Raw genomic sequence first — 13,411 nt, 5'->3', positions numbered from 1 at the left:
CCGTAGTGCGCGAATTGTCGCCGGTTCAGGTCCACGGTACGGACCGTTCCTGCAGTTCGCCGGCGATCGAGCGACTCATAATCTCGTCGACGGTCTCACCGTCGGCGTTTTCGAGCGCCCACATGAGTTTCACGAGGGCGGTTTCCGGGAGGGTGTCGCCGGCTTCGACCACGCCGGCGTCCAACAGGTCGCGGCCGGTGTCGTAGACGCGATCGCAGACGCGCCCTTCGAGACACTGACTGGTCATGACGACGGTGGTTCCGTCCTCGATGAGTGCTTCGATGCGTGGAATGAAGTCGGTGTGGACGTGCCCGAGGCCGGTCCCCTCGACGACGAGTCCCTCTTTCCCCTCGACCACGTCGAGGAACGCTGGGTCCATCCCGGGCGTGAATTTGACGAGTTCGACGTCTGCTTCGAGGTCGTCGGCGAGGGTGAGCTCGGCCCCACCGCGCTCGCGATAGTCGCCGTGGAACGTGACGGCGTCCGTCTCGGTGGACTCGATCGCCTGGCCGTCCCCGTCCCGCCGGAGTTCGGCGGCCCGGTAGTCGACGGTGCCGAGCGGCTCGGCGCCGACGGTCTCGAAAGCGTCCCGTCGCGAGGTGTGGTTCTTCCGGACGCGGGTGCCCCGGTGGAGCGCACAGGTGTCGTCCGACTCGTTCCCGTGCATACAGACGAGGACCTCGGCGCAGTCGGCCTTGGCCGCTTCGACCGCGCAGACGGCGTTCATGACGTTGTCCGAGGAGGGTCGGTCGGCCGAGCGCTGCGAGCCGGTGAAGACGATCGGAACCGGCGTCTCGAGCATGAACGAGAGCGCGGCGGCGGTGAACTGCATGGTGTCGGTGCCGTGCATGACGACGACGCCGTCGGCGCCGGCGTCGATCTCCTCGTGGACGGCCCGAGCGAGATCCTGCCAGATCGCCGGTTCCATATTCTCTGAGAGGATGTTCGAGACGACGCGCCCGCGGTAGTTCGCCCGCCCGGCGAGTTCGGGGACGGCGCGAAGCACGTCTTCGGCGTCGAACTGGGCGGTCACGGCACCCGTCCGGTAGTCGACGGTCGAGGCGATGGTGCCACCGGTCGAGAGCAGTGCGATCGTCGGGAGCGAGTCGTCGAACGCGATCTCGGACGTCGCGTCGTCGGCTCCGTCACCGGCACCGACGTCGTGAACGCCCGGCTCGAGGACTTCGACGCTGGCGTCGTCGCGTTCGATGCCGACGTTGTAGCCGCCATCGAGCTTGACGACGAGGTGGTCCGGCGTACTCGAGGGAAGACAGACCCCTTCGACGGTTCGATCCGCCCGTTCGACGCGGATCCGGTCGCCTGGATTCATACCTGGCGATTGTCCGCGCGGCGACTTGAACCCACCTTTTCGACAGTGAGTGGGCGCTTCACACGAGGGCGAGCAACCCGTGACCGACGAGGAGCGTGGCGAAGACCAGCGCGAGCCCGGCGATGACGAGACCGACCACTCGGACGGCGCCGAACAGCGGCCCCACGGTTTCGGGCTGGCGTTCCATGGTCAGTGCGAGCCCGCCGGCGATCCCGGCGGCCGCGTAGCCGCCGATTCCCATCACGATCGCCAGCAGCCACTCCATGGCCTCGATTCGGACGCGCAGTCTCCTATACGCTGGGGCCATCAGTATGCCCGAGCCCGACGGCGACGGGAGCCGTCACCCACCCCGACGGGGCGACACTGGCTCTTCGCGTGGTGGGAAAAACCCATCCCGGTCGACGCCGAAGGAGCGGTATGGCCGGCGAGTCAGAGGAAACCGTCTCGGAGGCACGTTCGACGGAAGAGATTCTGGCAGAGACCGAGCAGCTGCTCTCGGAGACGGGCGGCGACTCCGGTGACGGCTCACTCGACTCGTCAGGAGCGGATCGTGCAACACCAGCCAGCTCCGAAACGAACGGAGCCGCCGACACTGGGCTGGGTGGGGCGTTCCCTCCCGAGACTGAGGCCGATCGGTCGGACGAGCGCACTGACGCGGGCCGCTCGTGGCGTGCTCGGCTCACGCCGTCGCTGCCGTCGCCCAGCCTGTCGTCGCTCTTCTCGGTTCGGGCGTTTCTCGGACTCGTCGCCGCGCTCGGGATCGGGTACGTCGGCGGTGGCATGACGATCCCCATCGCTGGCTCGCTGATCGGGCTGTTCGTCGTCGCGTTCCTGATCGGCGCGATGACGTCGAAACGACGCTACACGGAGATGGTCGCTGCTGGAAGCGCCGTCGGCGGCGTGACGGCGCTGTTCGATTACTTCGTCGTGATCGTCGGCGGGTTCAGCAGCCGGCTCGTACTGGTCGGGCTCGCGACTGGTCTGCTCGCCTGTCTTTTCGGCTATTACTTCGGCCGAGACCTTCGTGCTGGGCTGACGCGGGAACCGTAACACGACGACAATTGCGGGCTCCAATCTGTCGGTTGCAGCGAGGAGTTGCAACACGGCAACTGTGAAAAGTACGACCCGATCGCCAGATCGGGCTGTCTGTCTCCCGTCCGTTCGACGATCGCGTTACGCCACCGTCGATTGCTGGGTGAGTTCCCAGCCGCGCTCAGTCCGGCGGACGATCCCCCGATCGGCCATCGCCTCCAGCAGTTCTGCGACGACCTCGCGCGGGGCGTCTAGGTCTGCGCTGATGGCGCTGACGCTCTTTGGTTCGCGGCGGATACTCGCGAGGAGGTCCGCGTAGACCCGACTGTCACCGTTCGAGCCGACCGACTCTGAGATTTCGTCGAGTACCTCACAGAGCTGGCCCTGTACCCACCGCTGGGCCAGCGAGAGCTCGTTCTCGAGGCGTTCGAGGCGTTCGAGTTGGCCGAGGAGCCCCGAGAGCGCGTCGTCGTCTTCGCGGCCGACGTCTAAGCTGAGGTGGCGACAGCTCGTGATGTCGACGTTCGTCCCTTCGGGGTAGGCGCTCTTACTGGCGAAGCCGTACGGCGAGAGGTTCACCTCGAGGCGGACGTTACGGGCGATGTGGAAGTACTTTCGTCGCTGGTCGTCGGTTCGACTCTCGACGAGGCCGGCTTCTTCTAGCTTCCGGAGGTGTTCGATGACGGCCTTAGGGCTCACGCCCAGGTACTCGGAAATCTCGGTCACGTAGCAGGGCTTCCGCGAGAGCAGCCGGAGAATCCGCCGGCGATTCTCGTTCCCGAGCAGGTTGAGCAGAGCCGCGGAATCCATCTGCCCTCGGGTAAGCGATGGACGCTGAAAAGCGTGTCTGCTCGACGGCCGCGGCGTGTCGTCGTTCGCCGAGTCGCCGGAGCCGTCCGATTAATTCATCTCGTCGATACGTTCTCGAACAGTACTAGACCGACTGCGGCAATTGATTGCGTAACGGCACGGCAGCAGCAACTGATCGAAATCGGCTACCGCCCAACTGCCCTCGCCTGTGAGCCCCGACGTGCTGTTCGCTATCCTGGCGACGCTTACTCCTGCGTTCCCTCGGGCTCGCTCACCCGGGAACCCCGAGGACGGTGATCTCGTAGCGGTCGAGCACTGCTGGATTCTCGAGGATGATAACGGTGAACGCCCAGCTGTCGCCACCGGCGAGGTCACCGGTTCTGGCCATGTATTGCCCGAGCTGGGCTCCAGATTCGTCGTACACTCTGGTGCGGACCTCGACGAGTTGCGCCTGGCTGGCTCCAGTGTTCTTGACGGTCCCCTGAACCGTCGATCCCTGATAGCCGCCCTCGTAGACGAACGAGTGCTCGACGAGCGAGAGCGACTCCACCGGTGAGACGCCGCTTGCGGTACTCGTGGTTGCGCTTGCAGTTGCCGCGACCTGTTGCTGGGCGGTTCGATTACTCCCGTTGACTGCCGGGATCGATCCGGATTCGTACGATGGTCCACCACCCCCGAGGCAGCCGACGAATGTGGCTCCGACGATGCTGGCGCCGACGACGGACAGCCAGCGACGCCGCCCGGGTCGTGGTGATTCCCCCGCGGACATCGACGGCTCCCCGTCGGGTATCGACGACTCCGCCACGGATATCGACGACTCCCCGTTGGGCATACCTCATCGACACCGCGATTCCATTTCAGTCTACAGCCTGCCCCCGCCGGATTACCCGACGTACGGGCTGATCCCGATCGGCCGGGAGATGGTACGCAGTGCATACGAGCGTCGCAACGCCGAGCCTTTTGCGGCCGTCCAGTGAACCTTCCGCCGATGGCCGGAGACGCCGACGACCGCGGGACGCCCGGTCGGACCGGCGCGAACTCGACGATCGACGACACGTCCCCGTTCGGTCGGGCGCTGGAGTGGCTCCTGCTCGAGGGCGACCGCCTCGTGGTCGCGACGCTGCTCGTCCTCGTCGTCTTGCTGGCGACGCTCGTTCTCGAGGCGGTCGGGGCGATATCGTTCACCAACCCGAACTCGATGACGCGGGTGGCGAGCGGCTTGATCGCCGGCACGTTCTCCCTGGTGACGGTCGTCGTCTCGATCAACCAGTTGATCCTCTCGAGTGAGTTCGTCGCCGCGGGGACGGCCGAAGATCGCCTCGAGGGCGTCGAGTCCGTCCGCGACGATATCGCCGACCTCGCCGGCGTCCCCGCGGCCCCGGCGGCACCAGCGGCATTGCTCGAGCTGCTGGCCGAGACGGTCAACCGGCGAGCGGGGGCGCTCGAATCGGCCGTCGAGCCGACGGACGCTCGCGAATCGATCTCCGACTCGGCGGGCGCGTCGAACGGGCTGTCCGTGCAGCGCTACGCCGCCGAGTTGCGCCGCGACACGGATCGAATCGACGACGCGCTGGATTCGACCTCGTTCGACGCGTTCGACACGCTGTCGCTCACCGCCCGGTTCGACGACGGCTGGTACCGGTACGCCGGTGAGCATCTGCGGGCCGCACGTGAGGACTCCCTCAATCCCGAGGCGACGGACGCCTTCGACGACATCAGCTCCGGGTTGCGGTTGTTCGCCGTCGCCAGGGAACACTTCAAGACGACCTATCTCCAGCGAGAACTGACGCGATTCTCCCAGTTGACGATCGGCTTCGGCGTCCCGTCGATCCTCGCCGCCGTGTTACTCGGCGTCACCTACGCCGACGCGGCGGGGCCGACACTCTCCTACACCGCGCTGCCCGCGGTCGTGAGCGTCATCGTAACGATCGCCATCGCGCCAGTGGCCCTGCTTGCCGCCTACATCCTGCGGACGGCGACGATCACGCGTCGAACCGCTTCGACCGGGCCAATGTTGCCAGCGAAGGCGGCGGACGAGGGCCCGTTCGACGTGACTGAAGCGGACGATGGGACCTGAACGCGGTGCGTACCGACTCCCTACTTATCCAGTCGCGAGTCGTCGAACCGCCGGATGAGTGTCAGAGACGACGTCAGCGCGGGGATAAACGTCGCCCTGCACTTTTCGTTACTCGGCGGACTCGCCTGGGCGACCGGCCAGCCGATCCTCTTTCCGAGCCTGGGCCCCTCGGCGTACCTGCTCGCGACAGGCGAGAACCCGCGTGCGGAGGGGGCCTACCACGTCATCGGCGGCCACGCCATCGCAGCCGTCGCCGGATTCGCCACCTACGTCGTCTTCGCGGACGGCCTCGTCGCCGTCGAGACGTTCAGGGTGGAAGCGCCGTTCTCGCCGGCCGTGGGACGGCTGGTCCTCTCGGGGCTCGTCGCGATGGTCCTGACGACGGTCGGTATGCTCTGGTCGAACACGAACCACCCGGCCGCCTGCGCGACGACGCTCATCGTCGCCCTGGGGCTCATGTCGACGCCACTCCAGGTCGCCATTATCGTCGTCTCTGTCGCACTCCTCGTCGCCTTCCACGGGATCGTCGTCGAACGAGTACAGGACTTCTACGGCGTCGAACCGACGGATCCACGATAGGTGTGTCTCACGAAGCGCGGTGAGTACGGTGCCCAGTTCGTCGGGCGAGGTATTTTGCCGACGGCGGTCGTATCTGGGGACAGACCGGCCGGCGCGCCGGGCATTCGAACTGACAATGGTCTCGACTGCCGACGACCGGAACGGCGGCCGCCTGCGCGCGCTCAGAGAGTACCTGTTGCTTCGGATGGATCGCTGGCTCCTCTCCGCCGGTATTCTGCTCGTCGTCTACGCGGCGCTCGTCCTGACGAGCCGCCTCGGCCTCACGCCGCTCCGGCAGATAAACGAGGCCCAGGGTGGGATGGGCTACTTCTTCACCGCGTTCATCGGGGCGATCATCACCGGCACGTCGATCGTCGTCACGATCAATCAACTGGTCCTCTCGCAGGAACTCGGTGCGGTCGGCGACCAGCGCGACCGGATGGATTCGGCGATGACGTTTCAGCGGGATGTCGAGGAGGCGATCGATATCGACATCACCGAGCCGGAGCCGTCGATCTTCGTCAGGGAACTGCTCGTCGGGATCCGCGACCAGGCCGGGACGATTCGGGAGGTGGGGTCTAACACGGACGCTGACGCTCGCGACGATATCGACGCCTACGCCACAGAGCTAGGTGACGTAGCCGACCAGGTACACGAGATGCTCGCGTCCGCACAGTTCGGCACCTTCGACGTCATCTGGGCGATGATGCACTTCGAGTACTCGCGGCTGATCCACCAGGGGCGGTCGCTCCGTGATGAACACGACCTGCCCGACGACGTTGACGCCGAGATCGATACCGCCGTCGACCTGTTGACGTTCTTCGGGCCGACTCGCGAGCACTTCAAGACGCTTTACTTCCAGTGGGAGTTGATCAACCTCTCGCGCGCGCTGTTGTACGCCTCGATCCCGGCACTCACGGTGATGGCGATGTTCATCATGTACGTCGACGCGGGCACGTTCGTCGGGTCGACGCTGGGCGTTTCCCACCTGGTCTGGGTCGTCAGCGCCGGGGTTGTCGTCGGGCTCTCGCCGTTCGTCATCTTCATCACGTTCATCGTTCGCATCGTCACGGTGGCCAAGCGAACCCTCGCGATGGGGCCGTTCATCCTCCGCGAGACGGAACAGACCAACTGATCGGCGGACGACGCCCTACCGGTCCCGGAACGAGACGACCGTCGACACGCCGTCCTGGCCGTCGACGGCCTCCGTGGCGACGTCGACGCCGAATCGGGGTTCCTCGTCGAGCGTCTCCGTGACGATCGACCGAACCGCCTCGGCGCCCGCGTCCTCGGCGAGGACGATCCTGACGAGGTCGCGGTTCGTCGTTACGTCGCTGACGTCGTAGCCGGCGGCTTCGTATGCAGATTGCAGGTCGGCTGTGAGATCACTCATCAGCGACCAGGTTCCGCCCGTGTCGGCATAAAATGCGGTGTCGCGCTACGGTGTCGGTCAGCGTTGTCGTACTGTGATGTCTTTCTGTGGTGTCGCACTGGAGGGTCGCATTGGAATGTCGGCTCCGAAACTGGCCTACTGCGTCCCGACGCCGGTTCCCGGTCGATCCATCGCTTCGAGATCGATCCGGCCACCGGGTAGCGGGACGCCGTCGTATGGATCGTCGTCGAGCAGGAGCGAGCCGTCCAGGTCGGCGTAGTCGAGCAGCGGTGCGAGGTGACAGGCCGCGGCGATCGAGGCGTTGGACTCCGACATGCAGCCGCACATCACCTGGAGCCCGTGGGCGCGGGCGGCGTGGACGATCCGTTTCGCCTCCCGGAGGCCGCCGCACTTCATCAGCTTCAGGTTCGCGACGTCGCAACGATCGGCGACCCGGGGGACGTCGTCGACCGTGATGAGCGACTCGTCGGCCGCGATCGGGAGCGGGCTGTGTTCGGAGACGTATCGAAGCCCCTCCGGGTTCTCGGCGGGAACGGGTTGTTCGACGAACTCCAGGTCGTAGGCGGCGAGCCGTTCGATCGTACGGACGGCCTCCTTCGGCGTCCAGGCCTCGTTCGCGTCGACGTAGAGACGGACGTCGGGCGCGATGTCTCGGATGGTCTCGACGATCTCGACGTCTCTGTCGGTCCCGAGTTTGACCTTCAGCGTGTCGTGGCCACGATCGAGCGCGATCTCAGTCTTCTCGCGCATCCGCTCGGTATCGTCGATGCCGATGGTGTATGATGAGGTGACGGTCTCGGTCGGATCGAGTCCCCAGTAGCGATACAGCGGGACGTCGAGGTGCTTGCAGACGAGGTCGTGCAGGGCGATGCTCACCGCACAGCGTGCGGCCGGGTTGTCCGCGATTTCCGCGCGCATCCGGCGTTCGATCCGGCCGAGCTGGTGGGGGTCGCCGACGGTTTCGACGACTTCGAGCAGCGAGGGAAGCACCGCCTCGACGGTCGCCGCCGTCTCGCCGTAGTGTGGCGACGGTGCGGCGCCGCCGATCCCGACGCGCCCCTCGTCGTCCTCGACCCGGACGATCACGTTCTCGGCCGCCGTCTGCGTCCCTCGCGCGATGGTAAAGGGGAACTCGAGGGGCAGCGAAACGCGCTCGAAATCCGTCTCGAGGCTCATCGGATCGCCTCCAGGACCTCGGCCGCGTCGAAGCGGATGGGGTCGGTCGCGGGCCCACCCAGTTCGTCGGCGAAGGCGTCGACCGCCTCCCGTGCCGCGTCGTCGCCGTCGACGTTCCGCGTGTTCAACATCCCCGCGACCACCTCGGACTCGTTCACCGGCGCGGCGAGCGACTCGTAGAGGTCGACGTACGTCGGGATCGGCTGGAGGGCGAAGGATTCGTAGCCGTGGATCCGCTCGCGGCCGGCCTCGTGACAGAGGACGAGCCGGTCGGCCATCGCGCCGTGGAGGATGCCGCAGGTGACCGCGGAGTACGCCGGGTGGACGATGCTGCCCTGTCCCTCGACCACGAGCAGGTCGTGCTCGTCGCCCTTCTCGACGATCATCTGCTCGACGGCGCCCGCGGTGAAGTCGCTGATCACGCGATCGACGGGGTTACCCCAGCCTTCGACCACGATACCGGTCTGACCCGTCGGGATGACGGCCGCGTCGTGGCCCGCCTCGCGGGCGGCCTCGACGAGTTCCATGGTGGCCGTCATCTTCCCGACCGAGCAGTCGGTGCCGACCGTGCAGACGACCTCGGCGTCGACGTCGGCGGCGACGCCCTCGCTGACCGTGAGGTCTTCGGGCGGCTTCCTGACGTCCCAGATGTCGCCGCCGTGCTCGTCGGCGAGGGCGGCGAACGCCTCGTCCTCGGCGAGGAAGTAGTGGAGTCCGGAGACGACGTCGCAGCCGCGTTCGAGGGCGGTTCGGACGTCTGGCCGCCAAGACTCCTCGAAGCCGCCGCCGATCGGGGCGATGCCGATCACCAGGGCGTCGATCGACTCGTCCACGTCGTCCATCCCCGCGACGATCGGGGCGTCCTGGACGTCCGGGACGTGCTCGGCGACGCGGTCGCCGGTCGTCTCGCGATCGAGGACGGCGACCACGTCGTAGTCTGCGTACCTGAGGATGCCCTGGGCGGTCTTGGCCCGGTCGGGAAACTGCTCGTGGGCGAGGAGTGCAACGCGCATATCGCCACATTGTCGACCCGGTACTTAGACGTTTGAGATGCGGTGACCTGTGTCATCCGTCGAGAACCACGACGGATCTCCGATCCGCTATCGGTCTAAATAACGAGCAACTCCGTCGACCAGAACGAGCGGTGGGCGTCGTCGAGGGCGCGTTCCGTCTCACCGGTCGCGTCGACCGCCGCGAGGGCGGTGGGGCCCGGATCCAGCTGGTCTGCGAGTTCGTCGAGCACGTTGCGCTGGCCGGCCAGGTAGAGGGGCAGGTCGGCCGCCTCGTCGCGAACGTCTTCGATCGCCGCCCTCGCCTGGGCGACGTGGTCGTCGATCTGTTCCTCTCGAATCCGCTCGAATCGAGCCTGCGAGAAGCCACCCTTCGAGTGGGCGCCCTTGACGTCGCTCTCGAATCCAGCGTACTCGACCCGCTCGGTGCCGTCGTAGCGCCCGATCGCGAACCGGTCTGACCGAACGAGCGCCAGGAAGTGCGGCCCCGCCGGCCGGAAGCGGGACGGGTCGAATTCGATGCGATCGCTCCAGGTCGGTTCCACGTCGACGGGAAGCGGGCCATCGAGGGCGACCGAGACGAGTCCGGCATCGTCGACCACGACGAGGCAGGGCGCGGCGTCGGTCGCGAGGCGGGCTCGATCGCCCAGCGCGGACGCCACCGACTCCGGAACGGCGTCCGGTTCGATCGACGCCGTCAGGACGGATTCCGGCTCCGTGCGGAGCGAATCGAGCCGGGAGAGGATGTCCACGAGTCGGTCGCCCCGGAGCGTCTCGCGGCGGCGATAGGTCAGGTCGTCGCCATCGTCGTCGTGCCGATCGAGCTCTCCCTCGAGCTGTGCGATGCGGTCTTCGAGCCGATTGACCCGCTCTTCGGCGGTTTGACGCTCCCGAACCGCCTCGCGACGCCGGTCGGATTCGGCCTCGTAGCGCTCACGAAGGCGTTCGCACTCGCGCTCTAGCTCGTCGATGCGGTCCCTGAGCGACGCCCGGCCCAACCACTCGTCGAGCTTCGACATCGATCGAATCCGGGCGGCGCTGGTACTTCTAGGTTCCGACGGGCGGCGTGGCGCCGCGCGTCGCGTCAACCTGTGGTGGCCTTACATCCCCGCCGGCGGGGTCCCGTCCGGCTCGTCCCCGCGCACTGGGGTGTCGGGATCCCAGCCAGCGAACTGGAGGAGCTGACGTGCCCGGTCGCGACTGGCGAGAAAGACCGACGAGAGCGCTGGCGGGTTGTCGATCTCCGTCTGTTCGAGGACGGCTGTCGGGACGGCGAGCGTGTTCGCCGGGAGTGATTCGGTTCCGTGGACCGGGAAGTGCTGTGTCTCGAGTTTCATCACCAGCGGCGTATCGAGTCGTTCGACGCCGTCGCCGCTCGCGTACAATTGTTCGTTGACGCGCTCGTGCTGGGTTCGTTCCATGGTGACCCGGTCGGTCTCGGTCGGCGTCACGTAGAGACGACCCAGGTAGTAGTGTTGCGAAAACCGCTCGAACATGCCATGTGGTAACAGGAACCGATCACGGATAACCGTTGTGCGGGAACCTTTACGTCGAAGGGCTTTCAGGCACTTCTTTCGCGTCCGTGAAACGGGTGAACTGCTCGACCGTCGTTCCGAACGGGTGCCATAGATCCCACTCCAAATCACCGAAACCAACAGGCAGCGGGGAACGGAACCGGCGCCAGTAAACGGTGGTTCGAACGGTCTGAACGCTTCGAACGAAGATTTATCCTTTTATGGACGACCAGTAGAATGGACACCTAATGACGACACATCGGATCGCGTTCGTCGCCGCACTCGTCGTTGGCGCGCTTGCGCTCACGTCAGTGGGGGTCGTTGCGGTGGGGAGCGACGCGCCCGCATCGCCGGACGACAACGAGTCGACGATGGGTGACCGTATCGGCGCGTTCATGCAGGCTAGCTCGGCGTCCGCCGACGGGAGTATCGACCGTGGGATGTTCGACCAATCGCTCAACGAATCGGCCGACAAGGAGGCGCTCGTCCGTGAGCGTATCGAAGCGCTCGAGGCCGAATACGAGGAAGCCAGAAACCTGTCGGCGTCGATCGATACGAACTCGTCGGTACCGGCCCCGGCCCGCCGGGCGACGCTAGTTCGCCTGACGATGCAACTCGACTCGCTCAACGCGTCGATCGAGGAAACTGGTGACCACGCTCGGGCCGTCGGGGTGGACACCGAGCGCCTGGAGACATTGCGGGCGAACGCCTCCGAACTGACTGGCCCGGAAGTAGCCGAGATCGCGACCGGGATGGCTGGTGTCAACCCGCCGGGCTTGCAAGACGCCCATCCGGGAAACGGTAATCAGGGGGCTGGAAACGGGAACTCGGAAGCCGGTGGCCCCGGGAATAGTAGCGACCCACCGGGAGAGGGTGGTTCGGGAAACGGTAACTCGGGGGCTGGTGCTCCCGGAAACGGTACCGAGTCCCCGGGAGACGGTGGCCAGGGAAACGGTAACGGGGGAGCTGGCGCTCCCGGGAACGGCAACGACTCGCCAGGAAACGCCGATCCGGGATCAGCCGATTCGACAGCAGCGAGCACGGCTGGCGTGAACTGGGTGGCTGACGCGGGTAGTATTCGTTCGCTCGTCGTGCCGGTTGCCTCCTCCTTCTGGTAACGAGTGCGGTGAGCGCTATCAGGACAGCGTCACGCCGACGTGAAGCAGGGTTTTCGATAGCGTCGAAACCTGCCTCCGATTTCTCTCCTGCGGTCTCGGTTCCACTCGGAGCTACCGTGTCGATTTTTCGTCGAGATGGATGTCGTGGGTCCTGACCGGTACCTCGTCCCTAGACTCCCTGGCCCATCAGGTGACTGCGGAGGACGTCGGCGTTCTTGTTCCCGGCCCCGGTGTTGACGATCGCGACCGTGTCGTCGGGGGCGAACTCACCCCGTTCGGCGAGGGCCCACGCCCCGCTCGCCGCGGCAGCACAGGTTGGCGCCATCTCGAGGCCCTCGTTCTGAGCGACGGCAACCGCGGCGTCTAAGATCTCGTTGTCGTCGGTGGCGACGGCACCGCCTCCGCTCTCGCGAAGGGCGTCTAGAATCCACCGGCTCGCACCCGGATCCGGAATTTCGATACCGCCGCAGATGGTATCCGGATTCTCGATCGGTTCGTGTTCGTCTCGGCCGGCGTCGAACGCCTTGACGATCGGCGCACAGCCCGACGCCTGCGCGGCGTAGAACGCGGGTAGCTCGTCGATCAGGCCGAGTTCGCGCCATTCGCGGGCCGCCTTGTACATACCGACGAGGCCCACGCCGCCACCGGTCGGATAGACGATCGCGTCCGGCACCTGCCAGTCGCGCTGTTCGACCAGCTCGTAGAGCATGGTCTTCTTTCCCTCGTGGCGATAGGGTGTGACGAACGACGACAGCGAATACCAGTCGTCGTGCTCGGCCATCGCGTCCGTCGCTGCGGCGCCGGCGTCACCGATGCGACCGCCACTGACCGTCAGATCTCCGCCGTGGACGTTCACCATCGCCTTCGTCGTGAAACTCGAGCGCGACGGGAGGAAGACGTGTGCGTCCAGGCCCGCGCGAGCGGCGTACGCCGAGGCGGCTTGCCCCGCGTTCCCGGCCGACGGGAGGGCGACGTCGGTCGCCCCGTGGGCCACCGCCGCCGTCACGGCCATCGAGGCGCCCCGATCCTTGAACGTGCCAGTCGGGTTTCGCCCCTCGTCCTTTATCAGTACCTCCCCGACGCCGAGTTCGTCCGCGAGCGTCTCGCACTCGATCGCCGGCGTCGCACCCTCGTCCATCGACACGGCCACGTCACGCTCGAACGGCAGGAGCTCGGCGTAGCGCCACAGTGAGTCGAACGGGCGATCAGCCAACGACTCTCGCGTGACGTCGATCGCGTCGTAGTCGTAGGTCGGATCCAGGATCCCGCCGCAGTCTGCACAGCGGTGCGTTCCCGCCTCCGGAGCGTACAACCGATCACAGTCATGGCACTCGAGTCCGGTGAACGCCTCGGTGGTCTCCATACAGCGGTGTTCGTGTCCGCGGCCAAATTC

General features: G+C 66.2%; 15 protein-coding genes. 5 read left to right on the top strand and 10 right to left on the bottom strand.

Annotation, left to right across the window (positions count from 1 at the left end):
• Nucleotides 1-25: 25 nt before the first annotated feature.
• Together gatD and C479_RS04950 are read right to left on the bottom strand one after the other, a co-directional pair.
• A complete protein-coding gene (gene gatD, locus C479_RS04955; RefSeq protein ID WP_007698800.1) occupies nt 26-1,330 on the bottom strand; it encodes a Glu-tRNA(Gln) amidotransferase subunit GatD in 1,305 nt (434 codons plus the stop codon).
• Nucleotides 1,331-1,388: 58 nt separating this feature from the next.
• On the bottom strand, nt 1,389-1,595 hold the full coding sequence (locus C479_RS04950; protein ID WP_007698799.1) for a hypothetical protein: 207 nt from the start codon (nt 1,593-1,595) through the stop codon (nt 1,389-1,391).
• A 152-nt stretch (nt 1,596-1,747) separates the two neighbouring features.
• Between C479_RS04950 and C479_RS04945 the strand changes: the two genes are divergently transcribed.
• Nucleotides 1,748-2,380, top strand: a complete 633-nt coding sequence (locus tag C479_RS04945; protein WP_007698798.1) for a hypothetical protein — start codon at nt 1,748-1,750, stop codon at nt 2,378-2,380.
• A 123-nt stretch (nt 2,381-2,503) separates the two neighbouring features.
• Here C479_RS04945 and C479_RS04940 read toward each other — a convergent pair whose 3' ends face one another.
• Nucleotides 2,504-3,172, bottom strand: coding sequence for a metalloregulator ArsR/SmtB family transcription factor (locus C479_RS04940; protein ID WP_007698797.1), 669 nt, complete (start codon nt 3,170-3,172; stop codon nt 2,504-2,506).
• A 271-nt stretch (nt 3,173-3,443) separates the two neighbouring features.
• Nucleotides 3,444-4,004 (bottom strand): FxLYD domain-containing protein, encoded by a 561-nt coding sequence (locus tag C479_RS04935; protein ID WP_007698796.1) that lies wholly within the window; start codon nt 4,002-4,004, stop codon nt 3,444-3,446.
• Between the two features lie 156 nt (nt 4,005-4,160).
• Between C479_RS04935 and C479_RS04930 the strand changes: the two genes are divergently transcribed.
• From C479_RS04930 to C479_RS04920, 3 genes are all read left to right on the top strand, one after another.
• Nucleotides 4,161-5,249: a hypothetical protein gene (locus C479_RS04930; protein WP_007698793.1), complete on the top strand. Its 1,089-nt coding sequence runs from the start codon at nt 4,161-4,163 to the stop codon at nt 5,247-5,249.
• Between the two features lie 54 nt (nt 5,250-5,303).
• Entirely contained in the window at nt 5,304-5,828 is a 525-nt protein-coding gene (locus tag C479_RS04925) for an HPP family protein (RefSeq protein WP_007698791.1), read from the top strand.
• Nucleotides 5,829-5,943: 115 nt separating this feature from the next.
• A complete protein-coding gene (locus C479_RS04920; RefSeq protein WP_007698788.1) occupies nt 5,944-6,942 on the top strand; it encodes a hypothetical protein in 999 nt (332 codons plus the stop codon).
• A gap of 15 nt (nt 6,943-6,957) precedes the next feature.
• Here C479_RS04920 and C479_RS04915 read toward each other — a convergent pair whose 3' ends face one another.
• From C479_RS04915 to C479_RS04895, 5 genes are all read right to left on the bottom strand, one after another.
• A complete protein-coding gene (locus C479_RS04915; protein WP_007698785.1) occupies nt 6,958-7,200 on the bottom strand; it encodes a hypothetical protein in 243 nt (80 codons plus the stop codon).
• Between the two features lie 135 nt (nt 7,201-7,335).
• Nucleotides 7,336-8,376: a dipeptide epimerase gene (locus C479_RS04910; protein WP_007698782.1), complete on the bottom strand. Its 1,041-nt coding sequence runs from the start codon at nt 8,374-8,376 to the stop codon at nt 7,336-7,338.
• Nucleotides 8,373-9,389, bottom strand: coding sequence for a DUF1611 domain-containing protein (locus tag C479_RS04905; protein ID WP_007698779.1), 1,017 nt, complete (start codon nt 9,387-9,389; stop codon nt 8,373-8,375). Before C479_RS04905 ends, C479_RS04910 begins: the two co-directional genes overlap by 4 nt.
• Before the next feature lie 95 nt (nt 9,390-9,484).
• On the bottom strand, nt 9,485-10,405 hold the full coding sequence (locus C479_RS04900) for a Vms1/Ankzf1 family peptidyl-tRNA hydrolase (RefSeq protein WP_007698776.1): 921 nt from the start codon (nt 10,403-10,405) through the stop codon (nt 9,485-9,487).
• A gap of 81 nt (nt 10,406-10,486) precedes the next feature.
• On the bottom strand, nt 10,487-10,882 hold the full coding sequence (locus tag C479_RS04895; RefSeq protein ID WP_007698772.1) for a DUF5802 family protein: 396 nt from the start codon (nt 10,880-10,882) through the stop codon (nt 10,487-10,489).
• A gap of 266 nt (nt 10,883-11,148) precedes the next feature.
• Between C479_RS04895 and C479_RS04890 the strand changes: the two genes are divergently transcribed.
• A complete protein-coding gene (locus C479_RS04890; RefSeq protein WP_007698769.1) occupies nt 11,149-12,018 on the top strand; it encodes a hypothetical protein in 870 nt (289 codons plus the stop codon).
• A gap of 169 nt (nt 12,019-12,187) precedes the next feature.
• On the opposite strand, the gene C479_RS04885 is transcribed toward C479_RS04890, so the two are convergent.
• A complete protein-coding gene (locus C479_RS04885) occupies nt 12,188-13,381 on the bottom strand; it encodes a threonine synthase (RefSeq protein ID WP_007698761.1) in 1,194 nt (397 codons plus the stop codon).
• Nucleotides 13,382-13,411: the final 30 nt, after the last annotated feature.

This window comes from Halovivax asiaticus JCM 14624, from assembly GCF_000337515.1.
Classification (GTDB): Archaea; Halobacteriota; Halobacteria; order Halobacteriales; family Natrialbaceae; genus Halovivax; species Halovivax asiaticus.
The sequence above is the reverse complement of the archived record's forward strand: the minus strand, read 5'-3'. Positions and strand labels throughout refer to the sequence as shown.

Excerpts from the sequence above, each read along its gene's own strand:
- gatD (WP_007698800.1), bottom strand. The coding sequence starts at position 1,330 with ATGAATCCAGGCGACCGGATCCGCGTCGAACGGGCGGATCGAACCGTC.
- C479_RS04950 (WP_007698799.1), bottom strand. The coding sequence starts at position 1,595 with ATGGAGTGGCTGCTGGCGATCGTGATGGGAATCGGCGGCTACGCGGCC.
- C479_RS04945 (WP_007698798.1), top strand. The coding sequence starts at position 1,748 with ATGGCCGGCGAGTCAGAGGAAACCGTCTCGGAGGCACGTTCGACGGAA.
- C479_RS04940 (WP_007698797.1), bottom strand. The coding sequence starts at position 3,172 with ATGGATTCCGCGGCTCTGCTCAACCTGCTCGGGAACGAGAATCGCCGG.
- C479_RS04935 (WP_007698796.1), bottom strand. The coding sequence starts at position 4,004 with ATGCCCAACGGGGAGTCGTCGATATCCGTGGCGGAGTCGTCGATACCC.
- C479_RS04930 (WP_007698793.1), top strand. The coding sequence starts at position 4,161 with ATGGCCGGAGACGCCGACGACCGCGGGACGCCCGGTCGGACCGGCGCG.
- C479_RS04925 (WP_007698791.1), top strand. The coding sequence starts at position 5,304 with ATGAGTGTCAGAGACGACGTCAGCGCGGGGATAAACGTCGCCCTGCAC.
- C479_RS04920 (WP_007698788.1), top strand. The coding sequence starts at position 5,944 with ATGGTCTCGACTGCCGACGACCGGAACGGCGGCCGCCTGCGCGCGCTC.
- C479_RS04915 (WP_007698785.1), bottom strand. The coding sequence starts at position 7,200 with ATGAGTGATCTCACAGCCGACCTGCAATCTGCATACGAAGCCGCCGGC.
- C479_RS04910 (WP_007698782.1), bottom strand. The coding sequence starts at position 8,376 with ATGAGCCTCGAGACGGATTTCGAGCGCGTTTCGCTGCCCCTCGAGTTC.
- C479_RS04905 (WP_007698779.1), bottom strand. The coding sequence starts at position 9,389 with ATGCGCGTTGCACTCCTCGCCCACGAGCAGTTTCCCGACCGGGCCAAG.
- C479_RS04900 (WP_007698776.1), bottom strand. The coding sequence starts at position 10,405 with ATGTCGAAGCTCGACGAGTGGTTGGGCCGGGCGTCGCTCAGGGACCGC.
- C479_RS04895 (WP_007698772.1), bottom strand. The coding sequence starts at position 10,882 with ATGTTCGAGCGGTTTTCGCAACACTACTACCTGGGTCGTCTCTACGTG.
- C479_RS04890 (WP_007698769.1), top strand. The coding sequence starts at position 11,149 with ATGACGACACATCGGATCGCGTTCGTCGCCGCACTCGTCGTTGGCGCG.
- C479_RS04885 (WP_007698761.1), bottom strand. The coding sequence starts at position 13,381 with ATGGAGACCACCGAGGCGTTCACCGGACTCGAGTGCCATGACTGTGAT.